The organism is Methanosarcina barkeri 3, assembly GCF_000970305.1.
GTDB lineage: Archaea > Halobacteriota > Methanosarcinia > Methanosarcinales > Methanosarcinaceae > Methanosarcina > Methanosarcina barkeri_A.
On record NZ_CP009517.1, the window covers coordinates 1,849,146 to 1,863,584 of the forward strand.

The window sequence follows — 14,439 nt, forward strand, 5'->3', positions numbered from 1 at the left end:
ATTGAAACGAATGTGTTAAGTCGATATCATAAAACAATGAAGCAAGCAGCTTTCATCCTTATAGATGTAGTAAGATGTAGTACGAAAAACACGAAAACAGCTAAAAATACGAGTGGAGGCAAGCCCCCACTAACTTAATCATAGGTTACTTTACATTACAGATTCGATACACTTACTTATTAGCATCCGTTTGATGAGTAGTTTTTACACTGCCCGCTAGAAGAATCATTGTCCATTTTACTAGATGAACAATCTTCACCCTTTTTTGACGACAGATAGTCTATTTTCTCTTTCAACGGACCTGCAGATTCATTGTCGCATGTAGACTCATTATCTATTTCTTTGTCCATTATGTCCATGTCCATTTTTTCCCCTGTAAGGTATTCATGGGCCTGCATCATCTCTTTCATCATTTCCATCTTGAATTCACCGGTTGCAGCTTCCGGCTTCATAAGGCACATTTCATGCATTTTTATGGCTTTCTCAAGACATAAACAAACGCAGTCCAGATCGGCCTGGGTTAGGCTGACCTTTTTATCCATCTTGTCTGTATAGCAGCTTTCGTTAGCTTCTTTCTCTTCCATCATACGTTCCATTTTATCTTTTTTAGCTAACTTGTCTTCCATGATAGAATTCTTCATAGCTTTCATCATGGTTTTATTGAGTGATTTTTCTCCCATTTTCATGGAGCCCATCATCATGATTATCATCTTTTCCCTGGGTGAAGGCTCACACATTTCCCTGGAAGAAGGCTCATACATCTCTCTTGCTGAGTCCTCTTCAAAGTCCATCATCATTTCCAGATTCATACCCTTTCCTTCCATACATTCGCGGGCCCGCATCATCTGGTTCATTAATCTCATATGGGATTCATTGGTTGCTGTTTCAGGAGCCTTAAGGTACATTGCGTGAAGTTTTATTGCCTTTTCAAGCCAGAGAGCTGTAAAGTCAACATTATCCTGGGAGAGACTGGCGTTTTTAACCATTCCCATGTCCATGTCTTCTTCTGCAAGATATCTGTTTGCACGCATCATGTTAGCCATTAATCTCATCTGAGACTCATTGGTTGCAGTCTTAGGGTCCTTCATGTGCATTTCATGAAGTTTTATAGTTTCATCAAGCCAGAAATCACAACAGTCAAGTCTCATGAGGGCTGAGATAACGTAAGGATGTTTATACTCTACCGATTTATTGTCTTCTGCTCTGCCCATCATGTCCATATTCATTTTTTCCCCTGCAAGGTATTTTTTGGCCTCCTTCATCTGGTCCATCATCTCCATATTGGAGTCTTCGGTTGACGTACAGGGGTTCATCATATGCATCTCGTGAATCTTTATTGCTTTCTTAAGCCAGAGATGAGCGCAGTCAATGTTAGCCTTGGATAAGCTTTCGTTATAGCAGCTTTTATTGGCTAATTTTTCTTTCATCATGGAGCCTGTCATGGTCTCATTACATGATTTTTCTTCCATCATTGACTTCATCTTTTCCTTGGAAGAAGTTTCATACATTTCGCTATTTTCACATTCTTTCGTTCCAGACTGCATCATACTTTTATTTTCGGGGCAAGGAACCATCTTATCCTTTTGTTCCATCAGTTTCCCCTGACCCATCGTGCTTCCTGCAATGGGTTGTACGAATGCGGTTACTATTATTCCTATAAGTACCAGTAATAATACTGGCTTCATGATTCCAGGTTTTGTCATTTCATTCTCCCCACTTATTTCCCAAGTTTATTAAATTTGAAAAATACCTACGCGTATTTATTTATACAATTAACATAAAAATGTTATTATAATAAGCATGTTTTCAGAGTTAATATTCTGTAATCAAAAATTGAGTTTAAAAAAGGTTTAAGTGTATGTATTTTCTAAACTTAACAACAAATATACAAATATATTAATATATAAGTATACGAGTATATCATTTTAAGTTGTCTAGTTTTTAGTTTAGAGCTAACAGTGTATCTTTGGACTCGAAAATTGGAGAAAAAAAATTATTCTCCAGCAGCTAATTCTTTTCCAGCAGCTAATTCTTTTCCAGCAGTTAATTCTTTTCCAGCAGTTTTCGATCGTTAGCTATTAAATTCAGTAATTAACTACTAGGACCCGGGTTTGCTGAAAACTTTTTGCTCTTAAAGACCTTTTACTCTTATTTACCTCGAACTACAAGAAGAAGCGCTATCAAAACCGAACCTCCAAACCCAGTCAGTCCGACCCAGGAAAAAGTACCTCCGTTTAATAGGATATAAGTTGAAACAATAAGCAGGACAGCCAGATAGAGTTCTCTTGAAAAAGTAGTTTTCCTTGTTTCTTTCTGCTTTAAGGAAAGAAACCTATCCCCCATTTCTTCCATTTTATCGGCTACTTCTCGAATCGCAGCCCTCAATTCAGCCTTTTCGTCCACTGGCTCGGTAGAAAATTCAAGATGAAGAGCAGCTCCTTTTGGAGTATTAAGCCTTTTATAAGCGTCCGTCAGCACAGGAATAGCAATGGTTTTAATGTTATATCTCGGATCGAGCTCCAGGCAAACTCCTTCTATAAGCAGGATTGCTCTCTGCAGGGTTGAAAATTCTCCTGGCAGCTGAATATTGTATTTCAGGCCGAGCTTTGCATAATTGTCACTCTGCCTGCCCTCAAGCCCATAATTCTGGTTTGCAATCAGACTGTCCATATCTTTCCTTAGCCTGCTGATATCCACATCTCGTGCATCAGCACCTCCGATTTTCAGAAAACCCTGGGTGGCTCCTTCCACATCCCTGTTATTGATGGCGTAATAAAACTCCAGCATATGTTTTTGGAGCTCCTCGTCAATACTGCCTACAGCTCCGAAGTCAATGAAAGCAATAATATCGTTTTCTTCAACCAGCATATTGCCCCCGTGAGGGTCAGCATGGTAAAAGCCGTCTATATAAACCTGTTTAAGATAACTTTTAGTGATAGTACGCGTGTATTCCGATTTTTTGCTTTGAGACACAGGCATGTTAATTATGTCCTTAATCTGGATGCCCTGAATAAATTCCATAGTAAGGACATTGACTGAACAGTATTCGGGATAGATTTTGGGCACAGACACATTTTTCACGTTCTTGAAATTGTCCTCAAAACGTCGTATATTAACAGCTTCGATTCTCAGGTCAACCTCACGGGTAAGCATCTCCCGGATCTCAAGCAAGAAAGCATTGATATCGAAATTCCTCCCGAGACCGAGCACCTTTCTCATAACCGGCTTAAAATCATCCAGGATAGAAAGGTCAATATTTATAATGTCAATAAGATTCGGACGAAGAATCTTTACGGCAACCGGTTTGCCTTCAAGAACTCCTTTGTAAACCTGAGCAATCGAGCCGCTGGCAATGGGTTCCGGATCAAAGCTGTCAAAAATCCCAATGAAAGCTTTTGCTCTTCTTTCCCGAGAAGTCTTAAGCTCTTCGTCCGTTTTTTTCCGGTTTCGCTCCTCCCGCGTTTCATATTCGCAAACACAGGCAAGATCCAGAGATTCAGCCATTTCCTCAAAAGGTATCGGCTTAACCTTATCCTGAAGGTTTGCCATTTCTATAACATAAGGCTGTGGAACTAGATCAGGCCGCTTGCTCATGGTCTGTCCCATTTTGATAAAAGTCGGCCCGAGTTCCTCAAAGGCCTCTCTGAGTTTCACGGCCGTTTGCCTGTTTTCGAGATCAAAAGTACAGGTGCACTCGGAATTTGAAATATAACTGGTGCGCAGATCCCGGTAGAGTTCAGGAATAAGGTTGTATTTTAAAAGGACCCTCGTAACCTCAAGGTAGCGCTTTGTTTTCCCCAGCATCCGTTTATTTATTGGTTATTATTGTTTAAGATAATTTCTTTACGGCGAATAAATGAATTTAGGCTCTTCGTTGTTTTTTGTGGATATCTTCACTATGTCCTCATAAAAACCAACGCGGTCTTGAATTGAAAATCATCTCATCCATATGGAATGACAAAGAGCCTGGATTAAAACTAAAGCTAATTTTTTAGGATGCAGGTGTTTTTTTACGAATTTACCCGGAATCTGCGAAATAGTTCCAAAAAATACTCAGGTAAAAGCTGAAAAGCTGAACAACATATGAGACAACATAGCCCAATTTTCTCAGATATCTTCAAAATATAACACTTTTTTGTTATCGTTTTTGAAGAATTAGTAGGAAATTTTCAGTTATTATCTCAACTGAATCTCCAGGAAAACGGACACTGACAGAGTTAACGATTAGCTCAAAAATAGTTTTGAAAGTAAAGTTTTCCTTCGTTCTTACTATGAAATTTATTCATTCGTTGTCGGTTAAGGAATCTTTTCTCTCCATACTTATACACTGTATATTTGAGTATGATTTAACTTGAAAAAAATAGTATGTAATAACGTTATTGCAGACTATTTTTTATTTCCCACTTAGTTGTCGAGCATCCTGAAAGTAAGATTGCGTTTCCGACGAGTTTAATCCGGTAATAAAAAATGCTTTCCGGAAGTTAGAGTAATAATCGTCGTATCTACCACGCTTATGCGTATCGTTGAAAATTGCTTGCTGAGAATTAGGATAGGAATCGCTAATCCATTTAGCCGTCTGCTTGTTAAAGTCCTGATCTTTCGTACCAGACCACACCATGACTTCACCAGTGTAATTTGACCGATTAAGGCTAAAATGCGGAACTGAGATTATGCCATCTGCGTTAGCTTTTAAAAAATCAGCAAGGATGACCCCGGTCCATTCATACATTAAATTTACTTCCTGAGGAGAAGCAGGATTATACTCCTTTAAATCCGCACCTGTCAACTCATATATCCTTACCTTTACTTCCAGTTCCGAGGGAATACCAATTATGAAACTAACTAAAGGAAAGTTATAGGGAGGATTAATCCACTTTTTAAAATACAGATATTTATCCTTTAATTTCGCTCCTTCAACCTGGCTTTCAACGATTCTGGTTTGTGATTCTTTATCACCTTCCAGACCTAGTTTGAACATAGTAAATGCCAGAGATGTCCTTGTCTCGTTCTGGGATAAAACAAAGTAAAGTTTTGCGGCATCTGGATTTTGCTCGTATAAATTACTGGCAAAAGTTACGTTATGTTGTTGTGCTATATCTGGAGCTCCACTGAATTCAATAAGTGCACGAGAAACATGGGAACCGTATTTGTTCAGGTACTGCTGAACTAGAAATCCTCCACCTGATCCACCATAAAGCATTATTTTTCCATCAGGAGGAAGAAGTCCTTTTTTTTGCATATCCTGCCTTACGGCTTCTATATCCTCAATTTGTTGGGACGAGCCATATAACTTTAAAGCAAGATTATAGTTGACTGTCCCGTTTTTGTTGTAGACTTCCGGAAACAGTGTTGGACTAACTCCACGGTTGCCTATAAGCACATACGAAAGGCCACCAAGGTTATTTTCAAAATACTCAAAATCATCGGAAGAATTAATCATCCCCACCGCTTCCTGCTGGTTATCAAAAAGCCAGAAAATCACTTCCTTACCCTGCTTAAAGTCAGGGCTAAGGATATAAAAGTCCGTGAAATTTCCTTTGGAGAGGTCATTATGATCAATTGGCAACTGTAAATAGTAGTGATGGCTATCTGGTGGCATCTCTGGATAGTAACTTCCAGTAGCAAGTCTTGTAGCAGGAACAGCAGTAAATTCATTATATTCATAGCATCCATATACTAGGCTTCCCACAAAGACGATTAACACAACGAATTTGAAAAACTTGAAACCTTTTATTTTATACTTCAACTTGATAACCCCATCCATTATTGGTTTCATATGGAGATTGTACGTTTCATCTTCACATTCTATGTAGAATTTAAAATCCAATTTCCAGATTTTAGATGATCATATTTTGAAAAATTCCATTCCAGTGACTTTTATCATTTTTCTGTCTCTGCGTATAAACATCTGCGTATTAATGTCTGTGTATTAATGTCTGCGTATTAATGTCTGCGTATTAATATCTGAGTATTAATGTCTGCGTATTAATGTCTGCATATTAATAATACAACTCTATTGCCGTAAATAATAAAAAATCCTTACGGTTTTGCCCTTATTTTCCTGAAAACATCCCTAAAAGCCAGTTTTTTTGCTTCCTTAATAGTGAAACCGGCTTTTTCAATATTCTTCACAGTATGTCGGGTTGTATGATCCCCAAGGAGTAAAAACAGAACCGGATTAATTAAATGTTCTATGAAGTCAATAAAAGGGTAGTCGCTGTGAACATGCTCAAGAGCTATCAATTCTCCTGACGGTTTCATGACTCGTCTCATTTCCCTGAGAGCTTTTACAGGGTCAGGGATTGTGCAGAGAACAAAAGTTATGACCACGTAATCAAAACTGTTATCAGGAAATTCAAGATGCTCGGCATCCATAGGATAAAGAGTAATATTTTTCCTGCATTCGGCTTTTTCACTAGCTTTCTGGAGCATTCCTTCGCTTTTGTCGATTCCTATCACTCGGCAAGCTGCCGGGTAGTATTTCAGGTTTCTTCCAGTGCCTACCCCGACTTCCAGGACTTTTCCGCTCAGGTCTGAAAGGGCTTCTTTTCTCCATTCCCGAAAAAAGAAAAGTTCCAGAGGCAAGTCTATCAGTTCGTATATGGGTGCAATTCGGTTATACTTAGAGACAACAGACATCAGAAGAATTTACGCTTTCCTTATGATTAGCTTTTTTGGAATATCGGAGGAAACTTAACAGATCAGTAATTAAAGATAAAAGTATAAAAACGAGTACAAAAATAAGGGAAAACTCCAAAACTTATAAGGAAAACTCCAAAACTTATACTGAAAAATTCGTAGAAAAACGTTAAAGAGTAATCATTTACCCGATATTATACATATGATATCATTAATTACAGGTAACTCCGGAAACCAATTCATATTTAACCGTTAGAAATAATACCACGCTACAAATCTTATCTTAAATCTTACAATAAGTATTTCATTTAAGTCTCATGTTAAATCTTATAAGTCTCATGTTAAATCTTGTAAGTCTCATGTTAAATCTTATAAGTCTCATATAAATCTTATAAGTCTCATATAAATCATAAGTCTCATACAGATCTTATAAGCCTCATATAAATCATAAGCCTCATACAGATCTTATAAGCATTTATATTAAATTTTATATTAGTTTCACAAAAATTATTGTCGCAGACATTAAGGAAATACATTCATATCGATCGTTTGAAAAGAAAAGAAAGAAGAAACTTAGGAAGAGGAAACCCGATGAGCAATATTTTACGTAGAGGCAGGCTGGAGGCTGCCCAGGATGAGGAAATCTTACGTTATACTTCCTCTATGGAAGCTGACAGGTGGATTTTTGATGCTGATATCGCAGTGGACCTTGCCCATACAGTAATGTTAAGAGAGCAGGGCATTATAAATAGGGAGGACTGCAGCAAAATCCTTAGTGGACTTTTGAAAATACGGGAGGAAGGAATGGAAAGGCTTGATTTCAGCTATGAAGACATCCACATCTCCCTTGAGTCAAGACTCATCGATATGGTTGGGGAAGACGTCGGAGGCAGGATGCATTCAGGGCGTTCCAGAAACGATGAGGTTGCGACCTGCATCAGACTGGTACTCAGAGAAGAGATGACCGGACTGCTTGAAGAAATCCATGAGCTAAGGCAAACGCTTCTAACACTTGCGGAAAAAAATACTGAAACTCTCATGCCTGGTTTTACTCACATGCAGCATGCACAGCCAACAACGCTTGCTCATCATCTCTGCGCTCACGAGGCCGCTCTTGGTAGGGACTTTGACAGGATTCAGGACGCTTATTCCAGGGTAAACCTCTGTCCGCTTGGAGCTGCAGCTTTTGCGTCCACGGGTTTTAACCTGAACAGAAAAAGAACCCAGGAGCTTCTGGGCTTTGACGGCTTACTTGAAAACTCAATGGACGCGGTCAGTACCAGGGACTTTCTTATTGAATGCGCTTCAGGATTTACAAATCTTATGATAAACCTGAGCCGTATGGCCGAAGAACTTGTGATCTGGTCTTCTTCCGAATTCAATTTTATAGAACTTGACGACACGTACGCTTCTACTTCCTCAATCATGCCGCAAAAGAAAAATCCTGACACTGCCGAACTCATGCGCGGAAAAACAGGAGTAGCTGTAGGTGCACTTATGTCCCTGATTACAATCTGCAAAGGGCTTCCCTTAAGTTACAACCGGGACCTTCAGGAAGCAACTCCGAACATCTGGAGGTCTGTAGAAACAGTAAGGGCTTCAGTAAGGGTCATGGGAGGGATGATAGAAACCATGAAAATTCATCCTGAAGTGCTTTCTGCCCAGTCAGTTACAGGTTTTACAACTGCTACCGAACTTGCTGATACCTTTGTCCGGGAAACCGGAATTCCTTTCAGGACTGCCCACCAGATCGTCGGAATGCTTGCAAGGGAGATGGAAAGGCCTACTCTGGAAAAAATCGACTCCGTAGCTGAAATTGTGCTGGGTGAATCTCTTTCAAGTCGGGGGCTCACAGAAAAAATGGTAAAAGAAGCCCTTAATCCGGTTTCGAATGTAAAAAGAAGAAAAATCGATGGCGGACCCGCTCCCGAAGAAATGCGAAATTACCTTTCGAAAAGACAAAACGAGCTTGAACTTAATAGACAGGAAATTGCAACCCTGAAGGATATTACAGACTCGGCTTTTGAAAATCTGCTAGCAACCGTTAATGAGTACAGGAAAGCTTAAGCTATAACGAACCAAAGTTCATGTTTAAGTAGAATCAATGTTAATGAACTAGGTATTAATTTAGGTATTAATTTAGGTATTAATTTAGGTATTAATTTAGGTATTAATTTAGGTATTAATTTAGGTACTAATTTAGGTATTAATTTAGGTATTAATATTAGATTAACTTCTTAAGCCAGATTAATGCTAGATTGACTTCTTAAGCTCAGATTAATGTTAGATTGACTTCTTAAACTCAGATTAATATCACATTGATCTCTTAAACTCAGTATTAATCTTATTAACACTACTTTGACCCCTCAGTATCACGCAAAGTGCATAATATTGTAAATAGCCAGGTGTTATACAAGATGTCTGGTATGATACTGGAATACCGAGTATCTACTTAACATTTCAAAAAAATCGTTATAAAAGGGATTATTTATGGAATTCAAACAGGGCGACCGGGTACGTATTGAAAAGAACGGCACAGTTTACGAAGGCAAAGTGATGCCGTCCATGGAAGGATATATTACAATAAAAATGAACAGCGGTTACAATGCCGGTTTTTCCATGGATAAGGTAAAGATAACTCTTCTGGAAAGCAATGGAGAAAACACAAACGGAGGTCTGAACGGCGGGAAAGAATCCAAAACGGTAGAAGGAAATATCCAAAAACCTGGAAAAAAGCTTCCAAAGGTCGCGATTCTTTCCACAGGCGGAACAATTGCCAGCAAAATTGACTACAGGACTGGTGCAGTAACTTCCCAGTTCACTGCTGACGATATCCTTGCAGCTATCCCTGAACTCAGAGAGATAGCCGATTTCAAAGGCAGGGTAATTTCAAGCATTCTCTCGGAAAATATGGACTCCGAATCCTGGCAAAACCTTGCTCGTGCCGTTGTGGAGGAAATTGAGGCAGGTGCTGACGGAGTAATCGTAACTCATGGAACAGACACCATGATGTATACGGCTGCAGCACTTTCCTTTATGATTGAAACGCCTGTACCCATTGTTCTGGTAGGTTCCCAGAGAAGTGCAGACCGTCCGAGCAGCGACAATGCCATGAATGCGATTTGTGCAGCCCTTGTTGCTGTTAGTGATATTGCTGAAGTTTCGGTTGTTATGCACGGGACGACCTCAGACAATTTCTGCGAGATCCACCGCGGAACGAAAGTCAGGAAAATGCATACTTCACGCAGGGACGCTTTCAAATCTATAAATTCACTTCCAATAGGGACTGTAGATTACGACACAAGGGAAATAACAACTTTCATTGATTATATAAAACGTGGAGAAAGACCTCTCAAGTTCAAACCAGGCATGGAACCTAAATGTGCCCTTGTTAAGTTTACACCCGGTTCGGGCCCTGAAATTCTTGACCATTACATTGACAAAGGGTACAGGGGGCTGGTTCTTGAAGGTACCGGTCTTGGTCATGTTTCTACTAAGTGGATTCCAAAAATCCGAAAAGCTACGGACGCAAAAATGCCTGTTATAATCACGTCCCAGTGCCTTAATGGCAGAATCTGCGACCGCGTCTATGATACAGGCCGTGATATGCTAAAAGCCGGTGCAATCGAAGGAGAAGACACCCTGCCCGAAACCGCGCTTGTCAAACTCATGTGGGTGCTCGGCCAGACCAGTGAACTCGACGAAGCTATTGAAATGCTCAGGGAAGACCTCAGTGGAGAAATTACGAAGTGCTGTTTTAAGTAAAAGAAGATCCGCTTTTTTTCATTTTACATTTCTTTCTCCATTTTACATTTCTTTCTCCGTTTCATATTTCTTTATTCATTTACATTTCTTTCTCCATTTCATTTTTCGGTCTCTGTTTTTTCCACTTCTTTTACTTACGTCTTGCTTTCCTATGTTTTATTTTCTATTTCATTTGCCAGCTCCGAGTTTTGAATGTATGCTATTCTTTATGGCTGTGAAATGTTATACCTATAACGGCAAAAGAATAGATTTTTTCGGAACAAGACAATCTGTTTTCAATGAAAGCGTTTTTCCATATTCCGTATCCAAGATAATTAAGTTTCATTTCCCTGTTTTCCGTAGTCTCTGCTCAAAAGTTATTTTCCAGTCCTGGACTCACTATTATAACCAGGCAGCCAGAGGTAAAAAGTCACTCTTTTCAATTTCCAGATCTGTATGAAGAGTATATCGTACAGACCTGTGGTGAAATTATAGTTAACTGTTTATGTAATCTATAAAGTTCACTTTGTTACTTTATATTGGAGTTTTACCTTACTCAATATATTTAAATAACAAAAAGTTAAATGTACAATGCTAACAAGTATCACGTTAACTATTGTCAGGATATTTTACAGGAAGGTGTGTAGATGTTAGGAATAGATGATCCGTATATTTGGCTTGGGTATCTGGCCAGTATATTAAGTGCACTGGGATGTCTGATTTATGGGGCTTATTACTGGAGAGAAGGGGATGAAGCAAAGACAGTAAAGAGCAGCAGTAAAAAGACAGCGACCCAAGACGGTGACCCAATACCGGTAAACTTGGAATAAAACCAGGATTGGTTTAAAAGTTCAGGTTAAATCGAACTTTTTAATAAAGCCTGAGAAAAACAGTAACGAACTATTTTGGAATGATCTATTATGGCAGTCAGTATTTCAGTTCTTATCTTATTTCTTATTGTATATCTTGGAGCCACTTTCTACGTCGCCTACCTGGGATACAAGAAGAACTCCCAAACCGAAGGGTATATGCTCGCCGGCCGAGGCGTGCATCCTGCAATTATGGCCCTCTCCTATGGAGCTGCATTTATCAGCACTTCCGCGATTATAGGGTTCGGTGGAGTAGCCGCATCTTTAGGAATGGGACTTTTGTGGCTTGTTTTTATGAATATCTTTTTTGGAATCTTCATAGCCTTTGTGGTGTTCGGGCCTCGAACAAGACGTATGGGGCTAAATTTGGGAGCTATAACTTATCCAGAGTTTATTGGAAAGCGTTTCCAGTCAAAGTTCATTCAAGCTTTTTCCGGGCTTCTGATTGGAGTTTTCATGCCTCTTTATGCTTCCAGCGTTATTATCGGAGCCGGAAGATTCCTTGAGACAACACTGGGAGTAAATTATAACATTGCACTTATAATATTCACGATCATTATTGCTTCTTACGTGATTAAAGGCGGCCTTCTCTCAGTTATGTATGTTGATGCTATGCAGGCTATTCTGATGATATTAGGAATGGGTTTTCTACTTATTTACACTTACAATATGCTTGGAGGAGTTACTGAAGCTCACCAGGCTCTTACAAACATGGCAAACCTTGTTCCTCCTGCCCTTGTAGCTCAGGGACACCAGGGTTGGACTTCTATGCCGGCATTTGGCTCCCCTATCTGGTGGACAATGGTTTCCACAATTATAATGGGAGTCGGAATCGGAGTACTTGCACAGCCGCAGCTTGCAGTCAGGTTCATGACTGTAAAGGACGACCGCTCCCTAAAAAGAGCAGTTGCCGTAGGAGGTCCTTTCCTCCTTATGATGGTAGGGGTCGCATATGCTATTGGAGCTATTTCCAACGTATATTTCTACAGGACAATGGGCAAGATAGCTATTCAGGTTGTCCCTGATGGAAATACTGACCTTATAATGCCTATGTTTCTCAATCACGCACTGCCTGAGATGTTTGTAGCAATTTTTATGCTCTGCCTGCTTGCAGCTGCAATGTCTACTGCAGCCGCTCAATTTCACACAATGGGCACAGCAATAGGATACGATGTTTACCAGCAGAGTATAATGAAAGGTAAGTCTAAGGCAACCGTCCACGTTACAAAAATAGGAATCGCCTTTACAATCCTGGTAGCAGTTATTCTGGCATATATCCTGCCTGGAAGCATTATCGCCAGAGCAACTGCGATGTTCATGGGTCTGTGTACGGCTGCTTTCCTACCTCTGTTTATTGGAGCACTTTTCTGGAAGCGCACCACAAAAGCAGGAGCAACTGCAAGCCTTGTAATAGGATCTTTAAGCAGTCTCTTCTGGCTGACTTTTGTCCATGCAAAAGAAGCAGTACCTCTCAAGATTTGTATGGCGATCTTCGGCAAGGAAACTTTACTTTCAGGTACCTGGACCCTTGTGGACCCAATCCTGATTGCAACTCCACTCTCTTTCCTTGCCCTGGTTATGGTAAGCTTTGTGACACCTCAACTTTCACCCGAGTTCCTGAAGAAAGCTTTCAGGCTCAGGTTTGAAGATGAAGAAAACTTAGAAAAAGTGTCGGGCAGTGCAGCGGATTCGACAGGCGTTTAAGCCTGCACATCCGCAGTTTATTTTTTAGCTATGGTTTTTACTTAATGTTTATTTTAGGAAGTTATCAGTTATCTTTTCTGACAGGCAGGGTCTGCCCTCCATGAGGCATAAGGTGAACTTTTGCATCAGGATTTTCCAAGAGCACTGAATATAAGGCATCTTCTACACTTTGCATGGGAGTAAAAAAGGCACTTTTTGTTTGTTCGTCCGAAAGCTTTGAAACCAAATAAAGTTTAAATTTCTTCGAAATTTTTGCAATGATTGCTGTTTTATGTCCACCGAACTCAAAATATTTTTTAAAACGCTCTATTGCTTCATCCGGGCTTCGGCACTCCCTGTTCCAGCATTCATAGACCTGGTTTCCTATACCTTCGGCGCATTCGGCTACAAGGATGATGGAGCCTCCTTCTTTCACAGCCTGGGTTGCGTTGTCAAGTGCCTTATTTGCTTGAAAAAGGTTGATATCTTTAGGAAAACCCCCACAGGAAACAATTACCGCATCTGCAGGCTCCACTGGCACCTTATACATAGAGTCCACAACCTCCACCCCTTTCCTGTGAGCCTCGATAAAATCGCCGGCGACAGCAGCAACTATCTCTTTTTTGCTGTCAAGCACCACATTCAGGATGAAATCAAGACCAAAGATTTTTGCGGCTTCTTCCATGTCCTGCCTGACAGGCCCATCAATCCTTCCGGAAACAGCTTTTTCGTCAATCATCATTTTATGGTTTGTGATAACTGTTTCTCTCGAACTTACTCCAGGAAGCACTGACTTTGCCCCACCGCTGTATCCTGCATAATAATGGAACTCAATGCTTCCGGTCCCTATAACAACGTCGGCATCCAGAATATCTTCAAAAATCTCAATCGGGGTTCCACGGGAGGTCACACCGATACGTCTGCACCTGCCGGTATCATGCTGGATGCAGCGGATTTTTTTGTAGATTTCTTCTCCAACCAGTTTTCGGGATTCCTCTTCAGTTTGATTTCTATGGAGCCCGAGGGCAAAAACAATAGTAATATTTTCGTCCTTTGTCCCTCCAAGATAGAGCTCATCAAGCAGAGGAGGAAGAAGCTTTGCAGTAGGAGTTGGTCGCGTAACATCACTAACTATGATTGCAACCTTCGAATCAGGGCTCACAATCTCAGAAAGCCGTCGGCTTTTTATGGGATTTTCAAGCGCTTTTTTAATCAAGAAAGTCGCATCTTCCTTTTTTTCAGGCTCTGAAGGCAGGATGATACTGGATATGTTTCTTTTCGGAATATCCGGCTCAAGTGCCATGCTCCCAAAAGCTAATGATATTTTTTTTGTGTTTGCAATCATATTTGGCACTTCACGTGACCTTTTTTCGAGATTAATGTTTACAATTGTTTTCTTTATTTGTTAACTATAGCTATCTTCTTTTATAGCTGCTGGTTCCGTTGTTAAAAAATTGTGAGGTAAGTGCATCGATATTCACTTCTAAACCTCAAGAATATTTAA

The 14,439-nt window shown here is 40.0% G+C and carries 9 protein-coding genes; 4 read left to right on the plus strand and 5 right to left on the minus strand.

The window, feature by feature from the left end; genetic code table 11:
* Nucleotides 1–179 precede the first annotated feature (179 nt).
* The 4 genes from MSBR3_RS07480 to MSBR3_RS07495 all read right to left on the minus strand — a co-directional run bounded on the left by MSBR3_RS07480 (nt 180) and on the right by MSBR3_RS07495 (nt 6,639).
* Nucleotides 180–1,703, minus strand: coding sequence for a hypothetical protein (locus MSBR3_RS07480; protein ID WP_048107367.1), 1,524 nt, complete (start codon nt 1,701–1,703; stop codon nt 180–182).
* A 445-nt stretch (nt 1,704–2,148) separates the two neighbouring features.
* Complete coding sequence (locus MSBR3_RS07485) at nt 2,149–3,804, minus strand: ABC1 kinase family protein (RefSeq protein WP_048107368.1); 1,656 nt, start codon at nt 3,802–3,804, stop codon at nt 2,149–2,151.
* Between the two features lie 589 nt (nt 3,805–4,393).
* The gene (locus tag MSBR3_RS07490) at nt 4,394–5,827 is read right to left on the minus strand and encodes a hypothetical protein (RefSeq protein ID WP_052723323.1); all 1,434 of its coding nucleotides are present in this window, start codon (nt 5,825–5,827) and stop codon (nt 4,394–4,396) included.
* Nucleotides 5,828–6,039: 212 nt separating this feature from the next.
* On the minus strand, nt 6,040–6,639 hold the full coding sequence (locus MSBR3_RS07495; protein ID WP_048107369.1) for a class I SAM-dependent methyltransferase: 600 nt from the start codon (nt 6,637–6,639) through the stop codon (nt 6,040–6,042).
* A 591-nt stretch (nt 6,640–7,230) separates the two neighbouring features.
* On the opposite strand from MSBR3_RS07495, the gene argH reads away from it, so the two are divergent.
* The 4 genes from argH to MSBR3_RS07515 all read left to right on the plus strand — a co-directional run bounded on the left by argH (nt 7,231) and on the right by MSBR3_RS07515 (nt 12,956).
* Nucleotides 7,231–8,706, plus strand: coding sequence for an argininosuccinate lyase (gene argH / locus MSBR3_RS07500; RefSeq protein ID WP_048107370.1), 1,476 nt, complete (start codon nt 7,231–7,233; stop codon nt 8,704–8,706).
* Nucleotides 8,707–9,129: 423 nt separating this feature from the next.
* Entirely contained in the window at nt 9,130–10,404 is a 1,275-nt protein-coding gene (gatD, locus tag MSBR3_RS07505; protein ID WP_048107371.1) for a Glu-tRNA(Gln) amidotransferase subunit GatD, read from the plus strand.
* Nucleotides 10,405–11,030: 626 nt separating this feature from the next.
* A complete protein-coding gene (locus MSBR3_RS07510) occupies nt 11,031–11,213 on the plus strand; it encodes a symporter small accessory protein (RefSeq protein ID WP_048107372.1) in 183 nt (60 codons plus the stop codon).
* Between the two features lie 90 nt (nt 11,214–11,303).
* On the plus strand, nt 11,304–12,956 hold the full coding sequence (locus MSBR3_RS07515; RefSeq protein WP_048107373.1) for a sodium:solute symporter family protein: 1,653 nt from the start codon (nt 11,304–11,306) through the stop codon (nt 12,954–12,956).
* A gap of 64 nt (nt 12,957–13,020) precedes the next feature.
* On the opposite strand, the gene larAH6 is transcribed toward MSBR3_RS07515, so the two are convergent.
* On the minus strand, nt 13,021–14,280 hold the full coding sequence (gene larAH6 / locus MSBR3_RS07520; protein WP_048107374.1) for a nickel-dependent malate racemase, LarAH6 family: 1,260 nt from the start codon (nt 14,278–14,280) through the stop codon (nt 13,021–13,023).
* Nucleotides 14,281–14,439 lie beyond the last annotated feature (159 nt).